The 19,989-nt window shown below is 69.9% G+C and carries 15 protein-coding genes, 2 tRNA genes, 1 pseudogene and 1 riboswitch; of the genes and pseudogenes, 6 read left to right on the top strand and 12 right to left on the bottom strand.

Annotated features, from left to right (window positions below; translation table 11 throughout):
• Positions 1-71: 71 nt before the first annotated feature.
• Positions 72-2,198, bottom strand: a complete 2,127-nt coding sequence (locus ABZ348_RS11270) for an asparagine synthase-related protein (protein ID WP_358931598.1) — start codon at positions 2,196-2,198, stop codon at positions 72-74.
• A gap of 1,101 nt (positions 2,199-3,299) precedes the next feature.
• Here ABZ348_RS11270 and ABZ348_RS11265 point away from each other — a divergent pair.
• The 4 genes from ABZ348_RS11265 (at position 3,300) to ABZ348_RS11250 (ending at position 9,023) form a co-directional block, all read left to right on the top strand.
• Positions 3,300-4,769 (top strand): MFS transporter, encoded by a 1,470-nt coding sequence (locus tag ABZ348_RS11265; protein ID WP_358931596.1) that lies wholly within the window; start codon positions 3,300-3,302, stop codon positions 4,767-4,769.
• Between the two features lie 540 nt (positions 4,770-5,309).
• Positions 5,310-6,518 carry an L-2-hydroxyglutarate oxidase gene (lhgO, locus tag ABZ348_RS11260; RefSeq protein ID WP_358931650.1) on the top strand — a complete coding sequence of 403 codons (1,209 nt, stop codon included), beginning with the start codon at positions 5,310-5,312 and terminating at the stop codon, positions 6,516-6,518.
• A 167-nt stretch (positions 6,519-6,685) separates the two neighbouring features.
• Entirely contained in the window at positions 6,686-7,438 is a 753-nt protein-coding gene (gene trmB / locus ABZ348_RS11255) for a tRNA (guanosine(46)-N7)-methyltransferase TrmB (protein WP_358931648.1), read from the top strand.
• Positions 7,439-7,727: 289 nt separating this feature from the next.
• Positions 7,728-9,023, top strand: coding sequence for a PrsW family intramembrane metalloprotease (locus ABZ348_RS11250; RefSeq protein ID WP_358931646.1), 1,296 nt, complete (start codon positions 7,728-7,730; stop codon positions 9,021-9,023).
• A gap of 360 nt (positions 9,024-9,383) precedes the next feature.
• Here ABZ348_RS11250 and ABZ348_RS11245 read toward each other — a convergent pair whose 3' ends face one another.
• The 7 genes from ABZ348_RS11245 to ABZ348_RS11215 form a co-directional block, all read right to left on the bottom strand.
• Positions 9,384-10,409: a M23 family metallopeptidase gene (locus ABZ348_RS11245; protein ID WP_358931594.1), complete on the bottom strand. Its 1,026-nt coding sequence runs from the start codon at positions 10,407-10,409 to the stop codon at positions 9,384-9,386.
• Positions 10,410-10,420: 11 nt separating this feature from the next.
• Positions 10,421-10,577, bottom strand: a riboswitch (cyclic di-AMP (ydaO/yuaA leader).
• Between the two features lie 352 nt (positions 10,578-10,929).
• Positions 10,930-12,057 (bottom strand): PP2C family protein-serine/threonine phosphatase, encoded by a 1,128-nt coding sequence (locus ABZ348_RS11240; protein ID WP_358931593.1) that lies wholly within the window; start codon positions 12,055-12,057, stop codon positions 10,930-10,932.
• A 229-nt stretch (positions 12,058-12,286) separates the two neighbouring features.
• A tRNA-Met gene (locus ABZ348_RS11235) sits at positions 12,287-12,360 on the bottom strand.
• Positions 12,361-12,544: 184 nt separating this feature from the next.
• A complete protein-coding gene (locus tag ABZ348_RS11230) occupies positions 12,545-13,294 on the bottom strand; it encodes a TipAS antibiotic-recognition domain-containing protein (RefSeq protein WP_358931591.1) in 750 nt (249 codons plus the stop codon).
• A 65-nt stretch (positions 13,295-13,359) separates the two neighbouring features.
• Positions 13,360-14,592 (bottom strand): sigma-70 family RNA polymerase sigma factor, encoded by a 1,233-nt coding sequence (locus ABZ348_RS11225; RefSeq protein ID WP_358931589.1) that lies wholly within the window; start codon positions 14,590-14,592, stop codon positions 13,360-13,362.
• 10 nt (positions 14,593-14,602) lie between these two features.
• Positions 14,603-15,022: a YciI family protein gene (locus tag ABZ348_RS11220; RefSeq protein ID WP_358931587.1), complete on the bottom strand. Its 420-nt coding sequence runs from the start codon at positions 15,020-15,022 to the stop codon at positions 14,603-14,605.
• A 152-nt stretch (positions 15,023-15,174) separates the two neighbouring features.
• A complete protein-coding gene (locus ABZ348_RS11215; RefSeq protein WP_358931585.1) occupies positions 15,175-15,414 on the bottom strand; it encodes a hypothetical protein in 240 nt (79 codons plus the stop codon).
• Positions 15,415-15,658: 244 nt separating this feature from the next.
• Between ABZ348_RS11215 and ABZ348_RS11210 the strand changes: the two genes are divergently transcribed.
• Positions 15,659-16,321, top strand: coding sequence for an HNH endonuclease family protein (locus ABZ348_RS11210; RefSeq protein WP_358931583.1), 663 nt, complete (start codon positions 15,659-15,661; stop codon positions 16,319-16,321).
• A gap of 194 nt (positions 16,322-16,515) precedes the next feature.
• Here ABZ348_RS11210 and ABZ348_RS11205 read toward each other — a convergent pair whose 3' ends face one another.
• Positions 16,516-17,550 (bottom strand): methyltransferase domain-containing protein, encoded by a 1,035-nt coding sequence (locus ABZ348_RS11205; RefSeq protein WP_358931581.1) that lies wholly within the window; start codon positions 17,548-17,550, stop codon positions 16,516-16,518.
• Positions 17,551-17,741: 191 nt separating this feature from the next.
• On the opposite strand from ABZ348_RS11205, the gene uppS reads away from it, so the two are divergent.
• On the top strand, positions 17,742-18,524 hold the full coding sequence (uppS, locus tag ABZ348_RS11200) for a polyprenyl diphosphate synthase (RefSeq protein WP_358931644.1): 783 nt from the start codon (positions 17,742-17,744) through the stop codon (positions 18,522-18,524).
• An 88-nt stretch (positions 18,525-18,612) separates the two neighbouring features.
• On the opposite strand, the gene ABZ348_RS11195 is transcribed toward uppS, so the two are convergent.
• The 3 genes and pseudogenes from ABZ348_RS11195 to ABZ348_RS11185 all read right to left on the bottom strand — a co-directional run.
• Complete coding sequence (locus ABZ348_RS11195) at positions 18,613-19,074, bottom strand: NUDIX domain-containing protein (protein WP_358931579.1); 462 nt, start codon at positions 19,072-19,074, stop codon at positions 18,613-18,615.
• Between the two features lie 283 nt (positions 19,075-19,357).
• Positions 19,358-19,430, bottom strand: a tRNA-Lys gene (locus ABZ348_RS11190).
• A 264-nt stretch (positions 19,431-19,694) separates the two neighbouring features.
• Positions 19,695-19,989, bottom strand: a pseudogene (locus ABZ348_RS11185) (RNA helicase); the annotation flags it as partial.

Genomic DNA, 19,989 nt, shown 5'->3' with positions numbered 1-19,989 from the left:
GCCTACCCGGGCGGGTCAGCGCTCAGACTGGGCGGTACTCGGGCGGGCCTCAACTTCGAGCGCCACGGGAACTACGTGCGCAGTGTGGGTCGTGGCGGAACACCGCCTGCGACCGCGCGTTGTCTGGGTGCCGCCGTACCCGTCCAGCAGGTGCCGCGGCGGGACAGGAGGCGGCGCAGCCACAGTTCCGTCGAGACCAGGTCGGCCAGGCCGTCGAGCGGGACCGGCTCGCCCTCGGACGCCGCGCGCAGTGCCTTGCGGACCACTCGGGCCTCCACCAGGCCCGCGTCGGCGAGCAGGGGCGCGTCGAAGAGGGCCATCAGTTGGTGCAGCGAGACCCTGAGCCCCTTGCGGGCGGTCTCCGCCGATGTGGCCTGGGTGGTCGCCCCCCAGCCGGCGGGCAGATCGTGGATGCCGGTGCTCGCGAGGACCGTACGGAGGATCTCGGCGCGGGCCCCGGGGCGCACCCGGAGCGACTCGGGGAGGTCGCGGCAGGCTCGTACGACCTGGTTGTCCAGGTAGGGGGCGTGGAGTCGCTGGCTGCGGACCTCCGCCGCCTGTTCCAGGATGCGTTGGTCGTTGGCGTGCCGGGTGAGCGCGGCCCGGGCCCTCGCCTCGCCGGGGCGCTGCACCGATATGGGCCTGGTGGCGGCCTCCATCAGGCGAACCGATACTTCAGCGAGCGCCTCGCCCGTCAGCCATCGTGCGGCCGGCCCGGGCCGGGACCATGTGAGGGCATCGAGGGAGGCACCGAGCGGGCCGATGCCGTTCTTGCCGCGGCCTCCCGGACGGTTGGCTTCGACGAGCCGGTCGGCCGCCGTCTCCAGCCCGGTCCGATAGGGGGTGCGGGCGAGTCGTCTGGCCGCTCGATAGACGGTCAGGGGGATGAAGAGGGACTGCGGCGCGGGTCCTTCGGCGCGGGCGAGTGCCGTCACCGGCCGCAGCAGATGGCGTCGTTGCCGGTCGAGCAGCAGATCGGCGAGGCGGGCGGGGTGGGCGTCGAGGACCTGGCGGGCGCCCGCACCGGTGAAGTGGTCGGCGCTCCCGGAGGCGAGGCGTCCGCGGTGCCGTTCGGCGATGACCAGGGAGGGTGCGGGCTCGTCCGTGAGGGGCCCGTTCTCCAGGCCGGCGTAGGGCAGGCCCTCCTCGCCCGCGGCGACCACGACGTGGTGCAGGCGGGGGTTCTCGGCGATGGCGCGGGCGCGGTCCAACTCGGCTTCCCGGCCTTGTTCGGTGAGGTCGTTGTAGGTGACGGCGAGCAGTCGTTCGCCGGCGCCCGCGCCGTGGCCGATGACGGTTCCGGGGACGCCGGGCAGTCCGGCCGCCAGGAGGGCCAGGGTGCTCGATGCGCTGCCGCCGGAGAGGTCGGCGCCGATTCCGGGTGCGGGTGCGCCGCGGCGGGCCCGGCGGTCGGCGGGCCCCATTCCGGGGACGGGGCCGGGGTCCTGCGGCAGCATCTCGGGGGCGTGGCGGGGTGCGGTCAGTCTGGCGCGCACCGCTTCGACCAGGGCGTCGCGGACACCGTCGACCGCTCGCTGGGGGTCGATCTGCGGTCCGGCGACGGCGAGCGAGGCCACGGGTTCGTATCCGGTGATCTCACGTGAGCCTTCGCGCAGGATCAATGCGTGTCCGGGCGGAATGCGCTTGACCCCTTCGTACGGGGTGGAGTCGCGCAGGGCTTCGGGGGTTTCCGGGCAGGCGAGGAGCGCTGCGAGGTGGCCGATGTCGAGTTGGGCTTCGATGAGGTCGGCAAGCGGGAGAGCGGCGGTGGCGTACGCGGTGCCGTTGGCCCAGGGCGTGTAGAAGACGGGTCTCGCTCCGGCGAGGTCCCCGACGACGGTGATGCGGCGTCCTGCTTGGACGACGGCGGTGTAGCTCCCGGGCCAGGCGGTGAGGTGGCGGAGCGCGCCGCCGCGGGCGGAGATCAGTCCCGCGCGCAACTCGTCGTCGCTGGCGGCGCAGCAGCCGAGGACGGCGAGTCGGGCGATGGGGGCTTCGCTGAAGCCGGGGGGCGCTTCGATGGTGACGATGCGCACTTCGTCGGGGCGCCAGTCGCCGACGGCCCAGAGCGGGTCGGGGTCGCCCCACAGCAGTTGGGAGCCCACGGGATGGACGGATCGGCCCTCGTGGGACGGTCCCACCGCCCCTGCCGTACCGAAGTTAGCGGCGATACTGCTCCACCCCACCAACCACCGCATCGCCGCCTCCACAGGCTGTGGACAAATCATGATCCGTCGGACCCGGTCGGGCCCTGCCGCACCGGAGCACGCTACGCCCGGGTCGAGGTGCCTGCCAGGGACAGCGACCCGACGGACGTGCCGCCCGGCAGTGAACGGATGGGCCAGATCCGGCCCTCGGGTTCGCGCCATACCCGGTCCAGGACCGTGTCACACCTGCACCAGGACCATGTCACATCCGCCCGTTCGGGAACATGCTGCCACGAGTCGGCACACGGGGACGGCTCCAGGTAGCGCCAGCAAAACGCGAACGAGCGCCTGAAAGAGTGGATTTGACGCCAGTTCAGTGGGAAGCGGAATACTCACGTCATTCCCACGACTTGACAAACAAGACAAGTCCGACAGTCGACATTCGGCCAAATTCTCCAGAGCGGAGAGCAGCAGAAGACGCCCTGTCGAGACGATAGAACCCGAGAAATCCGGTCCCATGACAGTGTCGCTATCTAGCGGCATATGACACTGCATGTTCCGACATCGACCAAGGTCCGGACACGCAAGTCCGGGAGGCGCTGTTCGCCTCCCGGACCGCTCCGCCGCCCGCGGGGATTGAAGGCGGCAGTGTCCCCCAGCCCGCTGGTTCCAGTACGCAGCGGGCCGACCCACGCAGACTCATGGAATCGCTCCCGCCGGCACCGCGGCCAGAGCGCACGCACAGGCGCACGGCCACACGGCCGGGGCACAGCGAGAGCACGCTCCGCGCCACCGGCGCCCGTTGGTAGCGCGACGGCGCTGCTCCAACGCACAACAATCTCGCCATCCGGAACACCGCCCCTTAACGGTCGGGATGCAGCGAACTACGCTGGGTTTACTGATGTCCTCACCCGAGGGGCACATCCCAGCAGGCTCCGCCAGGCACTTTTGCAACCGGGATCGTACGCGGAACGAGCAATGCCGCAAACGAAATCCGGGCGCAGCGTCGCGAACGGCACGCATCACAAAACGCGTGCCAGCCGCGTGATGTGCCGGGGGCGAAGGGGGCCGCCCGCCGGGGAAGGACTCAGTACGAATGTCGTGCGCCGAGCAGCGACACGGCGGCCGTCTGCGTGTCGAGGGGTGGGGCGCATGTCCAGGGAGCAACGCGGGCCGAACGAAAAGCTCGGCACCGTTCTCGCCCTCGCGGGAATCAGCAACGCCGGCCTAGCCCGGCGCGTCAACGACCTCGGAGCACAACGGGGTCTGACCCTTCGCTATGACAAGACGTCCGTCGCCCGGTGGGTGTCCAAGGGCATGGTGCCGCAGGGCGCGGCCCCCCATCTCATCGCGGCGGCGATCGGCGCCAAACTGGGGCGCCCCGTGCCCCTGCACGAGATCGGGCTCGCGGATGCCGACCCGGCTCCCGAGGTCGGGCTCGCCTTCCCGCGCGACATCGGCGCGGCCGTGAAGTCGGCGACCGAGCTCTACCGGTTGGACCTCGCGGGCCGCCGCGCGGGCGGCGGTGGGATCTGGCAGTCGCTGGCCGGCTCCTTCGCAGTGAGCGCCTATGCCACGCCGGCCTCCCGCTGGCTGATAACGCCCGCGGACCCGTCGGTGGAGCGGCTGCCGGGCGCGGGGGGTGCGACGTCCGGAGCGGCAGTGGCCGGTGGCTCCCCGGATGCGCCGCTGGAGGACCCGGCCGCCCGCGTGGGCCACAGCGACGTCGCCAAACTGCGCGAGGCCGCGCAGGACGCCCGCCGCTGGGACTCCAAGTACGGCGGGGGTGACTGGCGTTCGTCGATGGTTCCCGAGTGCCTGCGCGTGGACGCCGCGCCCTTACTGCTCGGTTCGTACTCGGACGAGGTGGGCCGGGCCCTGTTCGGGGCCACCGCGGAGCTGACCCGACTCGCCGGCTGGATGGCCTTCGACACGGGCCAGCAGGAGGCGGCCCAGCGCTACTACATCCAGGCGTTGCGCCTGGCCAGAGCCGCGGCGGACGTGCCGCTCGGCGGCTATGTGCTGGCATCGATGTCACTTCAATCCATCTACCGCGGCTTCGCCGACGAGGGTGTGGACCTCGCCCAGGCCGCTCTGGAGCGCAACCGGGGGCTGGCCACCGCCCGCACGATGAGCTTCTTCCGGCTGGTCGAGGCAAGGGCACACGCCAAGGCCAACGACGCGGCGGCGGCCGGGGCGGCCCTCAAGGCCGCGGAGGGTTGGCTGGAGCGGTCCAGGGACGGCGATCCCGACCCGTCCTGGCTCGGCTTCTACTCGTACGACCGGTTCGCCGCGGACGCCGCCGAGTGCTACCGGGACCTCAAGGCACCCCGTCAGGTGCGGCGGTTCACCGAGCAGGCGCTGTCCCGACCGACCGAGGAGTACGTCCGCTCCCACGGGCTGCGGCTCGTGGTCAGCGCGGTCGCCGAGTTGGAGTCGGGGAACCTGGACGCCGCGTGTGCGGCGGGCACCCGGGCCGTGGAGGTCGCCGGCCGCATCTCGTCGGCGCGCACCACCGAGTACGTACGGGATCTGCTGCACCGCCTCGAACCGTACGGGGACGAGCCGCGCGTGGTGGAGTTGCGCGAGCGGGCGCGTCCGCTGTTGGTGGCCCCTGCCTGAGCGCATTGTGCAAGGCTCCTGCACAATGCGGCTGGAGGAACGACCCTGGAGTCCGCGGCCTTTCGGCCACCGCACTCCAGGGCCTCCGGATGTGAAGGTCGCTCTGGTTTTGGACGATCGGATCACATTCGACGGGTTCAGGCGGTTCGATCTGGTGTGATCTGTCGGAATGATGCAGTCGGGGCTCGTCGGACGTGTTCACACCTGTTCGAGCAGGGGTGAATCCGGTGGTTCCGTCGGATCGGAAGACCCGACGGTCAGGACGGGCGATCGCTCGATCACCGTCCGCACCGGACCGATCGAGTCGATCACATGGCTCGCTCAGGTCTTGGGACTCCGGGCTTCTGGTCCGTATGGTCCAGTGACCAAGGACTTGGGCCATCTGGACGCGACGGACGGATCGGCCCAGGATCGACGTGGGCGCGGGTGCCCGGTCAAGGTTCGGTGCATCCTCGTGGGCGACCGCGGGGAGCCAGCCGCCCATGACGGCGGCCCCCCGAGACTGACGGGTGCCCCATCGGGGTGGGAGGTGGCGTGGTGATGGTGTCCGAGCGGGACTTCGACTGCGATGTCCTGGTGGTCGGCGGTGGAATCGTCGGCCTGTCCACCGCGTACGCCGTGACCCGAGCCGCACCGGGCACCACGGTGATCGTCCTGGAGAAGGAGCCGGGCACCGCTCGCCATCAGACCGGGCGGAACAGCGGTGTGATCCACAGCGGCATCTACTACCGACCCGGATCCCTCAAAGCGCGCTACGCCGTGCAGGGCGCTGCCGAAATGGTGTCGTTCTGCGCGAAGCACGACATCGATCACCAGGTCACCGGCAAGTTGATCGTGGCCACCGACCGCGATGAGCTCCCCCGACTGCACGCCCTGATCCAGCGCGGTCGGGAGAACGGCATTCCGGTCCGGGAGCTCGGTCCGGCCCAGATCACCGAGTACGAACCGGAGGTGCGCGGTCTCGCCGCGATCCACGTGGAGACGACGGGGATCTGCGACTACGTCGCCGTGGCGGATCGCCTGGGGCTCGAAGCCGCACAGAGCGGCGCCGAGATCCGCTGCGGCGAAGAGGTCGTGGCGATCGACCGCAGGCCGTGGGGCGTGGCGGTGAAAACGGCCTCGGGATCCATCGTCAGAGCACGCGCGATGGTGAACTGCGCGGGGCTGTACTGCGACCGGTTGGCGCGCCTCGCGGGCGACGACCCCGAGATGCGGATCGTCCCCTTCCGAGGGGAGTACTACGAACTGACCGACCCCTCCCTCGTACGCGGACTGGTCTACCCGGTGCCGGACCCGGCCTTTCCGTTCCTGGGAGTGCATCTGACGCGCGGCGTCGACGGTGGAGTACACGTGGGGCCCAATGCGGTGCCGGCACTGGCCCGCGAGGGCTACGACTGGTCGACGGTACGACCTCGGGAGCTGGCCCAGACGCTGGCCTGGCCCGGCTCCTGGCGGATAGCGGGCAGGCACTGGCGGTACGGGGCCGGCGAACTCCACCGCTCCTGGTCCACCCCGGCCTTCACCGCCGCGGTCCGCCGGCTCCTGCCGGCGATCACCGAAGCCGGGCTGCGCCCCACCGCGGCGGGGGTCCGGGCCCAGGCCGTGCTGCGTGACGGCACCCTCGTGGACGACTTCCTGATCAAGGAGTCCGCCCGTACGGTCCATGTGCTGAACGCCCCCTCCCCGGCGGCGACGGCTTCGCTGCCCATCGGCCGGGAGGTGGCCCGGAGGGTACTGGCGCAGCTGTGATCTCCACCACAGCTGCGTGGAGCGGATGCGATGGCCCGTACCCGCCCGGGAGCGGCGATCCCCGCCCGGGTCCGGGGCGGCTCGTCGACGACAGGGGTCAGCCCGGGTCGGGCACGTAGAATCGGCTCATTGTGTCCGAGCTTCGCCACCAGAACCCCAGCGCTCCCATCCCCGTTCGCGACCGCAGCGCGGCGCGATTCCCCGGTGGGCCCGTCGCCGACCCCGCCGGCTCCCACCACGAGCGGCGCATCCGCAGCTTCCAACCGCGGCGCAGCCGGGTCACGACGGGGCAGGGCGATGCGTTGCAGCGGCTGTGGCCCTCTTGGGGCCTGGAGATCGACGGGCTTCGGGTCCTCGATCTGACGGAGGTCTTCGACGGGCTGCCGGTGGTCCTGGAGATCGGTTTCGGGATGGGTGAGGCGACCGCACAGATGGCCGCCGCCGACCCCGGGACCGGGATACTCGCCGTCGACGTGCACACGCCCGGGCAGGGAAACCTGCTGGGTCTCGCGGAGCGGAACGGACTGTCCAACATCCGAGTGGCCAACGGTGACGCGATCATCCTCCTCCGGGAGATGCTCGCCCCGGACGCCCTCGACGGAGTGCGCGTCTACTTCCCCGACCCCTGGCCCAAGTCCCGGCACCACAAGCGGCGGCTGATTCAGCCGGAGTTCCTCTCGCTGGCGGCCCGGAGGCTCAAGCCCGGCGCGGTGCTGCACTGCGCGACGGACTGGGAGCCCTACGCCGAGCAGATGCTGGAAGTGCTGTCGGCGCACCCGGACTTCGAGAACACCCAGCAGGACGGCGGGTACACGCCCAGGCCCTCGTTCCGGCCGTTGACGCGTTTCGAGTCCCAGGGGCTGAACAAGGGACACGTGGTCCACGACCTGGTGTTCCGCCGGGTCGAACAGGACGCTTAGGGCCTTCTCGTCCCTTCTGGTTGCCCGCTTCCGGGTGCTGGTTCCTGAAACGGCATCGCCAGGTGTCACCGCCCGTCGTTAGGGTCGTTGGGTGTCCGAGCCGCTCCCCCAGCACCAGCAACCACATCAACCGCCCCACCCCACCGCCCATCCGCCGCCCCGTCCGCACTGGGGTCCGGATGCGGGCCCCCCGCCCGGATCCGCTCCCCCGTACGCCCGCCCCGCGCCGATCGGCGACCCGTACCCGGCCGGTCGTCCTGTTGCGCACCCCACCGGGCAGGGGCCAGCGGTGCCCGCGTACGACCCGCGGCAACCCGTCTTCGACGCGGTACCCGATCGTGCGCGCTGGCGCTACAAACCGCGCAGCGCCTCCCGGCTGTGGCAGAGCAAAGCGGTCCGAGCCGGAATCGTGATCACCCTGCTCGCCCTCTGCGCCCTCGTCATCCTGGCGCTGGTCCGCGAACAGACCGGGCCGGAGGGCTTCCTCGTCGGGCTCGGGCTCGCCACCCTTCCCGTACCCCTGTTGCTCGCCGCCTTCCGCTGGTTGGACCGGGTGGAACCGGGACCCTGGCGGAATCTGATCTTCGCCTTCGCCTGGGGCGCCTTCGCCGCCGCGCTCGTCGCCATCACGGCGAACACCTTCGCCACCCGCTGGATCGCGACCGCCACCGCGGACCCCGCCGGTGCGGACACCTGGGGAGCGACCGTCGTGGCTCCGGTGGTCGAGGAGAGCGCAAAGGCCGTGGCGATCCTGCTGATCTTCATCTTCCGCCGCCGTGACTTCACCGGGATCGTCGACGGCGTCGTGGTCGCGGGCTTCACGTCGACGGGGTTCGCCTTCACCGAGAACATCCTCTACCTCGGCAACGCCTTCGGGGAGGACCAGGCGCTCGGCTCATCGGGCTTCACCTCGGTGACCGCGGCGACCTTCTTCGTACGGATCGTCATGTCGCCCTTCGCCCACCCCCTCTTCACGGTGCTGGCCGGCATCGGCTTCGGCATGGCGGCCCTCGCCACCCGCCGCCAGCGAATACGGCGGATCGTGCTGCCCCTGGTGGGGCTCGTCCTCTCGATGGGAGTGCACGCCCTGTGGAACGGCTCGGCCTCCCTGTTCGGACCGTGGGGCTTCTACGCGGTCTACGGAGCGTTCATGGTGCCCGCCTTCGCACTGCTGACCTGGCTGACGATCTGGACGCGCCAACGGGAACTGCGCACCATCGCCACCGAATTGCCCGCGTACGCGACCGCGGGCTGGCTCGCGCCCGCCGAACCGCTCGCCCTGGCCTCCATGAAGGCGCGCGGCATGGCCCGGAACGTGGTCCGACGCGCACAGGGCCCGGCCGCGGCGCACGCGGTCGCGGAGTACCAACGGTTCGCGACATCGTTGGCGTTCCTGCGCCACCGGGCCCGGCGGGGCGCGGCGGGTGCCGACTTCGTCGCCCGCGAACAGGAGTTGTTGCACCACATGTGGGAGCGCAAGGCGGTGGCGAGCCCGGCGCTGACCCATGCGGCACGGGCGACCGGCAAGGTGTGGGTGCCTCCACCGCACCGCGACTACGAGGGCTACAACCCCTATCGCGCCTGAACGGCGCGCGAAGGTCCCACCGACACGGTCCGCGCGCGAATCGCCCATCAACATCGACGGGCCGGGCTCCCCACGGCGGTGCGGCCCTCAGCGGTGCCCGAGACGGAAAAACCGGCAGCCCTGGCGTCGGGGGGTGTGCGCCAGGGCTGCCGGAGTTCAGTTGCCGGCCGTGCGAGCCGGTGCGTACGCCTTGAGGATGGCGGACGGAGCTTGAGGAGACCTTGTGCCCGACTGGGGCGGGCGGCCGTGGCCGCGCCGCTCATCGGGACGGATCGGGCACCACGGCGCGATCCGCGAACCCGTCCGCATCCACGGGGCGTTCGATCCCGCAGACACGGACACAGTCACGGGAGCTGTGGTTCAGACCCTCAGACCCTTGCCGCGCAGCCAGGACAGCGGGTCGATGTCCGAACCGCCGGCGGTCTTGACCTCAAGGTGGAGGTGCGCGGCGCTGACGTTGCCGGTGGCGCCGACGCGACCGATCATCTCGCCCGTGCCCACCTTCTGACCGGCGCTCACGTTCAGGGACGACAGGTGCGCGTACATGACCTCGGTGCCGTCGTTCAGCTTGAGGATGATCTGGTACCCGTACGCGGAGCCTGACCAGCCGGCCGACTTGATGGTTCCGCTGGTGACGGCCTTGAGCGGGGTGCCGGACGAGGCCGCCATGTCGAGGCCGGTGTGCTGGCCCGAGGACCACATCGGACCGGACTGACCGTAGGTGGCCGTGATGCGGTACGAGGAGAGGGGGAGCGAGAAGCTCTTGGCCAGCTTGGCGATGCGCTCGGCTTCGGCCTTCTTCTTGGCCTCCGCCTCGGCCTTCTTCTTCGCCTCGGCCGCCTTCTGCTTGACCTCTTCCGCGGCCTTCTTCGCGTCCGCTGCGGCCTTCACCGCGGCGGCCTTCTCAGCCGCCTTCTCAGCCGCGACCTTGGCTGCCGCAGCGGCGTTGGCCTGCTGCTGCTCCGCCTGCTGGAGGATGCGGGAGCGCAGTGCCTCACCGGCACCGGACTGCTCGGAGCCGACTTCCTGCCCCGCGAGTCCCATCGCCGCGTACGAGGCGGACTGGTCGACCTCGGGGGCGTCGTCGGACGTCAGAGAGTCGGGAAGGCTCTCGGAGATGGCGTCGGGAAGGGATATGGAGACGGCGGGCTTGTTCTGCGCGGTGGCCATGCCACCTGCACCGACCGCCGCGATCACACCGACACCGAGCACCGTGGAGCTACGGGCGAATCCGCCCCGCTGCTTCATGACCCGGTGCTTGTGACGACCGCGCGGGCGGACCGTCTCGGCGGTGGGGTTCCACTCGCCGGTGGAGCGGGCTGCACCCTCTTCACTGAAGACGCCGGATTTGAACGGTGCTTCCGGGGCAGGACTGTTAGACGCCACTGAGGCGTGCTCCTTTCCTTCCTTCTCGCCTACCGGGTTAGCTGACGGGTTCGGAGCAGGAAGGTCTCCTACGAGCGTCTTCGACCGCGAACTGCACGGCAGAATATGCCCGATTCACCCCAATTAGTGGTTCCCCGGTTCCCTTGCGGAATTCGGCGCATGAGCACGGCGCCGTCCTGACGACGGCTGGGACGACCGCGCTGCGTTATCGAACGTTAATAGACACCTGGACTTTATTCCAAGCTCTTCTGAGTGATCTTTAATCTCTTTGCCACAGACTTAACCGGACACAAGCGGCCGGATTCGGGCGACTTGAACGTGCCGGGGTATGCATCATCACCCTGACTGTTCGTCAAATGTTATGCGCATGGCTCCCCTTCAATCACGGAGAGTGCGCGAGCTTGTTGCTGCCCTCTTCTCGTGGCAACCCGATCGGCTGGAGGCTCGCAACCGAATATCGGTCCGGGATCGGCCAGGTGCATCCAAGCAGCACCCGCCCGGGGCGCCCGAGTGCTCGGTCTCAAGGACCGCGCTCCCGCCGCTGCGCGCGCCCTTCCGCCGGCCTGGCCACCGCCAGCAGCGCCATGTCATCGACGCTGCCGCCTCCGGTGTGCCTGCGGACATCGTCGAGGAGGGCGTCCAGGAGTTCTCCCGGGCCCGGGAACTGCCGTCCGTTGAGCCGCTCGGCCGGGTCGTAGAACAGTCCCGCCCCGTCCCGTGCCTCGGAGAGGCCGTCGGTGTAGAGCAGCAGGGTCGCGCCCGGCGGCAACGGGTACTCCTCCGCCCGATCGGGCCAGGACCCCAGATCGCCCATCGACAGCGGAAGGGAGGGCTCGGTGGGCGGGAGACCTTCCAACAGGCCGTCCGGGTGGAGCAGCAACGGCTCGGGGTGTCCCCGGTTCACCATGCGGACGATGCCCGCCCCGCGCGGGATCTCCGCGAGCACGGCCGTGGTGAAGGTCTCCTTGGCGTCGAGGCTCTCCCTCCGGTTAGCCTCGCGCGTCAGCGCGCGCTCCAGCCGCTGGACGACCCCCTCCAACGAACTCTCCTGCTCCGCCGCCTCCCGGAAGGCTCCGATCGCCACGGCGACCGTCTCCACCGCCCCCAGCCCCTTGCCCCGCACGTCCCCCACCACCAGCCGTACGCCGTGCGGCGTCTCCTGCACGGCAAAGAGGTCACCGCCGATGAAGGCGTCCTCGACCGCGGCCTCATACCGCGCGGCGACCCGCAGACCGCCGATGTCCTCCGCGGGGGTGGGCAACACCGCCCGCTGGGCGGCTTCGGCGATCACCCGGGCGGACGCCAACCGCTCGCTGCTGCGCTGGATCACCCAGTTGATCAGCAGCGCGAGACCGGAGACCGTGACCACCGTGATCATCTCGGTGTATGTGGTGGGCTCGGCGAGCGTGTCCTTGGCGTAGTGGAGCCCGATGACCCCGACCATGGCCGCGCCACCCGTCAGCAGGGTCGACAGCCAGGAGAAGAAGGGGGCGGCGAACAGCGGAGCCGCCGCGAACATGGGCGCGGCGGTGAACATCGGCGGGGTCAGTGCATCGAAGACCACACCGCCGACGATCATCAGGACGGGCAGCGTACGGACGAAGCGCCAGGTGCCCAATCCGAGGTGCTGTTGCTCCTGCTGCCCCAAGACTGCTCTCCTGCCCGGTCCGCCCACGGCTGCGGACACGGTTCCCGCGCCCCCCTCATGCTGGCCGCAACCGGGTCGGGTGGCGAGCCGCCGTCGTCCAACCGGGCGATGCCCCCATAAATGCGACGACCGAATGCGACCGGATCCGACGGCCGCCCACGAACGCAAAGAGCACGGGAAAATGCATTAGCCCGGCACTCAAAAGAGTGCCGGGCTAATGTCTTACTAGTAGCGGGGACAGGATTTGAACCTGCGACCTCTGGGTTATGAGCCCAGCGAGCTACCGAGCTGCTCCACCCCGCGCCGTTGAACACAACCTTACGCTATCCGGAGCAAGATCAACTCCAATAGTGACGAGGGTCTGCCGCGCGCCGGGGAGAACCGGTACGGACGGCAGCATTCCGTCCGCCATCCGCCTAGCTTCCCCGGAGCGCCGACCCGATTCTCCGTGCCCGGTCATCGCCAGGATGCGTCCGGTTCGCCGTGCTCAGTCATCGCTGAGGTGCCGCTCCCCGTACGCCCGCATCGCATCGCGAACGAACGCCGCCGTCCCCGTTCCGTGCCGGTCGTAGGTGGCGGTGAACCGCGCGTCCGCCACGTACATGTCCCCCAACCCGATGAAGTGGGACTTCGACGGCGCCTCCACCAGCGAAAGCCACTCGTACTGCCGCCGGGCGATCGCCTGCACCGCATCGTCCTCGGCGGCCAGTCCGTCCCGGAGCGCGCGGGCGAAGTCCTCGGCGATCGAGGTCTGCTGCGCCATGAACCCCTTCCGCTCCTCGTCGGTCAGGGCACGCCACCACTGGTCGCCCCTGCGGTACGCGTCCCGCCCCCAGCGCTCGGACACCTCCTGCTCGTACTGCGTGTGGTCAAAGCCGTCGAGCACGTCCTCGGCCATGAGTTCCTCCCCTGACTCGGTCTTGTGGAGGGTGGTCCGCACCGAGGCGATCTGGCGCCCGATGCGTTCGCGTTCCCGCTCCAGCAGCCGCAGGTGCGTCCGCAGGGCAGCCGCGGTGTCCCGCTGGCCCTCCAGCACCTCGGCGATCGCGGGCAGCCCGAGCCCCAGTTCGCGCAGCAGCAGGATCCGCTGGAGCCGGACGAGTTCGTCCGGACCGTAGTAGCGGTAGCCGTTGCTGCCCACACGGGTGGGTTCGAGCAGACCCAGCTCGCCGTAGTGCCGCAGGGTGCGGCTCGTCGTCCCGGCGCGCCGGGCGATCTCTTGGATCGACCACTCCATGTCCAGAACGGTAGAACTTGACGTTGCGTAAAGGTCAAGCCGGACATCTCTGCCCGTTCCGGAGTTCAGGACGGCAGCCGGGACGCCCTGGTGCGCAGATAGCGGGCCTCGGGCTCGCTGAGGGTGCGACCCGCCGCGCGCAGATAAGCCGCCCTGGCCCCTTCGGCATCACCCGACTGCTCCAGCAGATGGGCGCGCACGGATTCCAGCCGGTGGTGTCCGCTCAGCCGGTCCTCCAGCGCGGCAAGCTCGCGCAGCCCGTCCTCGGGCCCGTGCACCATGGCCACCGCCACCGCGCGCCCGAGTTCCGCCATGGGTTCGGGGGCGAGCCGTACGAGGACGTCGTACAGCGCGAGGATCTGCGGCCAGTCGGTGGCGTCCGACGTCCCTGCCTCGTCGTGCAGGGCCGCGATGGCGGCTTGGAGTTGATAGGGCCCTGCCGGCCCCTGCGAGAGGGCCTCCTCCACGAGGGCGATGCCCTCCTCGACCGTCCGCCGGTCCCAGAGGGAACGGTCCTGCTCGGCCAGCGGAACGAGGTCCCCGTGCCGTCCGGTGCGGGCGGCGCTGCGGGCCTCGGTCAGCAGCATCAGGGCCAGCAGTCCGGTGACCGCCCCTTCCCTGGGCAGCAGTGCGCGCACGGCACGGGTCAGCCGGATCGCCTCCCGGGCGAGATCGGCGCGGTGCAGGGTGCGGCCGGACGTGGCCGTGTACCCCTCGTTGAAGATCAGGTAGAGCACTTGCAGGACCACGGCGAGCCGCTGACCGCGCTCCCCCGGGCCCGGCTGGCGAAAGGGCACACCCTTGATCTTCTGCTTGGCCCGGCTGATGCGCTGGGCCATCGTCGCCTCGGGCACCAGATGAGCGCGGGCGATCTCCGCGGTGGTCAGACCGCCGACGGCCCGCAGGGTGAGGGCGATCTGTGCGGTGGGATTCAGCGAGGGATGGCAGCAGAGGAAGAGCAGGGTGAGCGTGTCGTCCTCGGTGGGTGCCCGGCTCTCACCGAGGGGAGCGGTGGTGAAGGCATCACGCGGGGTCAGGTTCGCCGCGGTCTCCTCACGACGGCGCCGGGCTTCGTCGGCCCGTAGGAGGTCCGTCAGCTTGCGGGAGGCGACCTTGATCAACCAGCCGCGCGGATTGTCCGGATGGCCGGTCTTCGGCCACTGCATCGCGGCGGCCAACAACGCCTCCTGTACGGAGTCCTCCGCGAGGTCGAAGTGCCCGTACCGCCTGACCAACGCACCGAGGACCTGCGGCGCGTTCAGGCGCAGCAGGTCCTCGGTCTCCTGGGAACGTTTCATCCCGTTCTGACTAGCACACCTCGCCCCCACCGGCGTCCTGGATGGGACGAATCACCACGGGGTAGACCGGAATACCTGCGGGCTCGGGACAGCGGGCCACGCGGGTGGCGATCTCGGTCACGCGCTCAAGGCTCTCGCAATCCACCACCCAGTAGCCGGCGAGGACTTCCTTCGTCTCACCGTAGGGGCCGTCGGTGATGACGGGACGACCATCGGCACCGAGGGTGACGTGCCGGGTCTGGGCCGGCTCGGTCAGTCCCTGAGAGTCGACCAACTCTCCGGATTCGGAGAGATCGTTGCTGATGGCACCCATGTACTCGTACATCGCCTGAAGGTCCTTCTCGTTCCAGGCCGGGCTGTGCGAGGAGCTCTTTCCGCCCATGGCCTCGTAGTCGACCTGGGCACCTTGGACCATCACCAGATACTTCATGACGCCACTCCTCCGGGGAACGGGCCACCCTGGGCGGGCGACTCTCGTAGGGGACGTCGGAGCCGTCCACGGGTTCTCGACAGGTCCGCCGAGAAAGTTCCGAAGAACTTTTTCGACCCGGTCCTGCCGCCCTCCCGCACGAGGCGGGTGCGCTACTGGATCGCGCCCGCCACCTGGGCCACCGGGTCGAGCAGGGGAGCGAGGTGGTTGGGCACCTCCATCAGCTGGTTCAGCTGGTTGAGCTCCTTCAACTGGTCGAGTTGCTTGAGTGAAGTGGCGCCGCTGGCCGTCTGCTGGTCGACCGTGGTTGCGGCCGAAGCACCGGAGACGGCCATGGCGGAGGCCCCGGCGGCGAGGGCAACTGCGGTGAGGATGCGCTGAGTCTTCGTCATGCCGGACACAACGGACGTACGGCGCAGGGGTCACGGGACGAGGCCAGGGACAACCCGCAAGGAGCGCCGCGTTCGGACCCGTCGTCCATCGGTCCATGACGAGCGGGGACGGCTCCCTGATGACTGCGGGCGTCCACGGCCCCGGGGACTGGCGGGCGCTCCGGAGTGAACTCACGCGCCCATGTGGCGCAGCCGTTCGGTTCACTCCCTCCCCCAAGGGTGAAGTGCCCGTATCCCAGTTGACGTGATCAAGAACCTGATGCGCGCCTCCATGGCTGCCGCACTCGCCCTGGCTCCTCTCGCCCTCTCCGCCCCGACCGCATATGCGGTCGAGACCGTACCGATCGCCGTCGGAGTCAGCCGTCTGGCCGTCGAGAACGAGAGCAGGGAAGGGTACAACCGCGATCTGTTCCGGCACTGGAACACCGGTCTCGATGCCGCCGACGGGTGCAACACCCGGGCGGAGGTCCTGGTCTCCGAGGCGGTCACCGTGCCGGGGGTCGGTGCGCGTTGTGCACTGACGGGCGGTTCCTGGTGGTCGTACTACGACGACGTCAGGGTCACTTCCGCATCGGCCCTGGACATCGATCACATGGTTCCGCTCGCAGAGGCCTGGGACAGCGGGGCCTCGGGCTGGACGTCCGCCCGCCGGGAGGCGTACGCGAACGACCAGGGTGCGGATGCGTCCCTGGTGGCGGTGACGGCGCGGTCGAACCGGTCCAAGTCGGACCAGGACCCGGCGGAATGGCTGCCGCCGTCGGCCGATGCGCTGTGTCGGTACGCGGCGGAGTGGACGGCGACGAAGCTCCGCTGGAACCTCGCCGTCGACGAGGCGGAACAGGACCGGCTGTACCTGATCGCGGCGGGCTGCAACGAAACCACGGTGTCGTACGAGCCCGCTCCCTGAGCAGCGACTCCTTCAGCGCGGCCCGGTCGCCAGAGGTCGTGATGCGGATGGACACCGTCGACCGGGCCCCTTCGCGGCGGTGACGTCCGTACGGGAACGGTGGTCGACAGCCGCCGTCCGACGCGTCCGTGGAGCGTCGACCACCGCGGCCGGGCCTGTCCGTGCAGCGTCGACGGCTGGCGTCCCCCGCGCCGTCAGGGAACCTCGGCGACGACCACGTACAGCGTCACCGCGGCGAAGAACGGCCCACCGGCGAGATGGTCGAGCCACTCCCGGGCGTCCTTCGCCGCGAGATAGCCAGCAGCCACCGCGCGGTCCGTGTTGCGACGCAGCCCCAACACATCGTCGGCGGCCCTGACCTCCCGGAACACCGATGTGACCGGAACGACCTCGCTCACGGCGAAGCCCGCGGCCTGCGCGAGCCGGGGGAGTTCACGGCCGATGACCCCGTTGCGCACGATGCGGTCCGTGAGGTGGCGGGTGTAGGCGCGCGAGATCTCCAGGCGGGGGAAGTCGATGGCGAGCGAGTCCCAGTCGGGCTCGCCCATCACGAGTCTGCCGCCGGGGCGAAGCACCCGACGCGCCTCCTGGAGCGCCCGTGCCGGATGCTCCACGTGTTGGAGGGTCCGATCGACACGGGCGCGGTCCACGGTCGCATCACGCAACGGCAGGGATTGGACGTCGGCCCGCTGGACCGTCACCCCCGCGACGCCTTCGCTGCGTTCGCGCGCCCGTCGCACCATCTCCGTATCGACGTCGACGCCCATCACGGTCCCGGTCGGGCCGACCGCTCCGGCGAGCACGGCCAGATCGGTTCCGGGGCCGCAGCCGAGGTCGAGTACGGAGCCGCCCGGGCGGAGGTCCAACTGCTTGAGCATCACGTGCTTGTAGGAACGGGCGATGTCGGTCGCAGCCAGTCGATCGAGATAGCCGATCCGGTCGGGTACGGCCGTTTCGAAGACGTGCTCGGTCACCCGCGCCATGGACTGGGCCTCGCGCTCCAACACGGCACGCCCCTCGGGGGTCAGGCGCACCGGTCGCTGACGGCCCTGCCCTTCGAGGGGTTCCACGAGCTCCTTGGCTTCGAGCCGTGCCAGTGCCCCGTAGAGACTGCCCGCTCCGAGGCGTTTGCCGGACAGTTTTTCGATGGCGGTGTTGATGGCGTATCCGTGGAGCGGCCCGTCGGCGAGGGTGCAGAGCACCAGCATCTGGGCGTCATTGGTGCGCATATGGCTCCTGTGCCTCGAATCCGAACCCTGGTGTTGCCGGGACACGGGCATCTCCGCATGGGTGTCACCATCCGGACGCCCGCGCCTTTGCCCACCAATCGGACGCCTGCCATCCGAATGCCGGAAGCCCATGCCAGCGTCATAGTACGCGCCACGGAGTACGCGCCCCGTACTATGCTCCCATGAACGCCGTGCCCCCTCTCGTACGACGGAGTTGCCGCGCCCTGTACACCCGCCGACTGCGACGAAGCACGGCGAGCGGTCCACTGCCCCGACACATCGGGCTGATCATGGACGGCAACCGCCGCTGGGCCCGCCAGATGGGCCTCTCGGAACTCGGCGTCGGACACCGCTACGGCGCACAGCGCGCCCTGAAGGTGCTCGATTGGTGCGAGTCGCTCGGCATCCGGCACGTGACCGTCTTCGTCTGCTCCACGGAGAACCTCGCGCGGCGCGAGAAGGCCGAAGTCGCCCTGCTGATGCGGACGATCGAAGAGATGGTGACCCTTCACCTCGCCCGTCCCGACAATCCGTGGCGCGTACGGATCGCGGGCACGCTGGAGGCCCTGCCCGCGACGACGGCACGGGCGTTGACCACGGCCGTGGAGTCCACCGCGGGGCGCACCGAAGGCCCGGAAATCACCCTGGCCATCGGCTACGGGGGACGCCGCGAACTCGTCGACGCCGTACGTGACCTACTGTCCGAACAGGCGGCGGCCGGCGCCGAACTCGCCCATGTCGCCGAACGACTCACGGTGGACGACATCACCCGACACCTGTACACGGCCGGCCAACCCGACCCCGACCTGATCATCCGCACCAGCGGTGAGCAGCGCATGTCCAACTTCCTGCTGTGGCAGAGCACCCATGCGGAACTCCAGTTCTGCGAGGCTTACTGGCCGGCGTTCCGCGAGATCGACTTCCTCCGGGCGCTGCGCAGCTACGGCGCCCGGCAGCTCCGTCCCAGTGCCTAGGACCTTCCCGCCCGGGCGTTCGGCGCGCCAAGGGGCCGCCCCGTGCCCGTCCGGACGCCGGCGTGCGAGCGCCACAACGATCTTCAGCTCAGCCGCCTGTGGCATCCGTTCCCAGGATCAGTGCCCGATGTGATCCTTGGAGGCCGTCCGGCAGGTCATCGGGGGAGAACCACCCCGCCTCCAGGATCTCGAACGGGTCGATCCTGAGATCACCGCCGAGCAGAGTCGCTTCGTACGCCACTTCGATCCGCAGTCGGTAACCGCTCTTGAGGCGGACGAGCGGCCCGGTCTCCACGTCGAGGCCGGTCTCTTCGCGCACCTCGCGGACGACCGTCGCCCCGAGTTCCTCGCCCTTGACGGCGTATCCGGTCGGCAGCCCCCACTGGCGCCCCTCCGGCCACATGCGATGACGCAGCAGCAGGACCCGCCCCGCATCGTCCCGGACCACGCCGGTGACGCCGATCATGAACTTTGCCTGCGCGATCCACATCACCCGCCACTGCAAGGGGCCGTGGATGATGCGCCACAGCCGGGCGACCAGTCGGTACATGGCATCCCTCTTTCACGGGTGTTGCCTCACGGCCTCGCGGGAGCGGCTCGGGCTCGGCTCCGGCTGGACGAAGAGGTGATCGGGGGCCGTCGGCGGTCGGGGTGCGACCGCACGACTCCCGAGTCAGCACGGAACCCGCCGAAACGGGCCACTCGTACCATCGTTCCCACCCGGGCTAACAACAGGCCAACGACCACGCCCGGCACGGGGAAGCGCCCCACCCGAAGCACTCGGATGGGGCGCTGAAGCCCGCCAGGGGTTGGTTCCCCGTCCCCGCGATGTGTAGGCCGTGTGGGACTCGAACCCACAACCAACGGATTAAAAGTCCGCTGCTCTGCCAATTGAGCTAACGGCCCTCGACGAGTCACCACTGAGCATAGCCCGATCAGGCCCGTGCGCCGATCGGGTATCCGATCACCGGTGTGGTGAAGTCCGCTGACGTGACCGGTCGGTAGCCGTTCACGGGCCTCGGCTGTGAGATGGACCACTCTCGCGGTGGATGCGCGGTCACCCTGCTCGTACCCTCACGGCCGCGGGTATGAGCAGGGCCCGTACCCCTTGGGGGATACGGGCCCTGTTGCCGAGTCAGTCGTTCTCCCGGCGATCAGTCAGACGGTGCGTCAGCCGTTGCGCTTCCAACGCGGCTTGTCGTCACGGCGACCGAAGGAGGACGAGCCGGTGTTGGTGCCGGTGCCACGGTGGTCGTCACGACGGCCGTACGGGCGGTCGGCCGAACCGGAACGGTAACCGGCGCCCGCGCCCGCGGGGCGGTCGTCACGGCGGTCACGGTTGAACGGGCGGTCGCTGCCCCGGTGGCCGCTCGGGCGGTCATCACGACGGAACCCACCCGAAGGCCGGTCATCACGACGGAAACCACCACGGTCACCACGGTCGTCACGACGCTCGAACGAACGT

It is taken from the genome of Streptomyces sp. NPDC005963, from assembly GCF_040638655.1.
GTDB lineage: Bacteria > Actinomycetota > Actinomycetes > Streptomycetales > Streptomycetaceae > Streptomyces.
Note: the sequence above shows the minus strand (reverse complement) of the source record. Positions and strands in the feature narration are given on the sequence as shown.

What these genes read in the sequence shown, in the direction of transcription:
- ABZ348_RS11220 (WP_358931587.1), bottom strand. Translation starts at nt 15,022, where the DNA reads ATGAAGTATCTGGTGATGGTCCAAGGTGCCCAGGTCGACTACGAGGCC.
- ABZ348_RS11215 (WP_358931585.1), bottom strand. Translation starts at nt 15,414, where the DNA reads ATGACGAAGACTCAGCGCATCCTCACCGCAGTTGCCCTCGCCGCCGGG.
- ABZ348_RS11265 (WP_358931596.1), top strand. Translation starts at nt 3,300, where the DNA reads ATGTCCAGGGAGCAACGCGGGCCGAACGAAAAGCTCGGCACCGTTCTC.
- ABZ348_RS11195 (WP_358931579.1), bottom strand. Translation starts at nt 19,074, where the DNA reads ATGTACCGACTGGTCGCCCGGCTGTGGCGCATCATCCACGGCCCCTTG.
- ABZ348_RS11225 (WP_358931589.1), bottom strand. Translation starts at nt 14,592, where the DNA reads ATGAAACGTTCCCAGGAGACCGAGGACCTGCTGCGCCTGAACGCGCCG.
- ABZ348_RS11205 (WP_358931581.1), bottom strand. Translation starts at nt 17,550, where the DNA reads ATGCGCACCAATGACGCCCAGATGCTGGTGCTCTGCACCCTCGCCGAC.
- ABZ348_RS11230 (WP_358931591.1), bottom strand. Translation starts at nt 13,294, where the DNA reads ATGGAGTGGTCGATCCAAGAGATCGCCCGGCGCGCCGGGACGACGAGC.
- ABZ348_RS11270 (WP_358931598.1), bottom strand. Translation starts at nt 2,198, where the DNA reads ATGCGGTGGTTGGTGGGGTGGAGCAGTATCGCCGCTAACTTCGGTACG.
- lhgO (WP_358931650.1), top strand. Translation starts at nt 5,310, where the DNA reads ATGGTGTCCGAGCGGGACTTCGACTGCGATGTCCTGGTGGTCGGCGGT.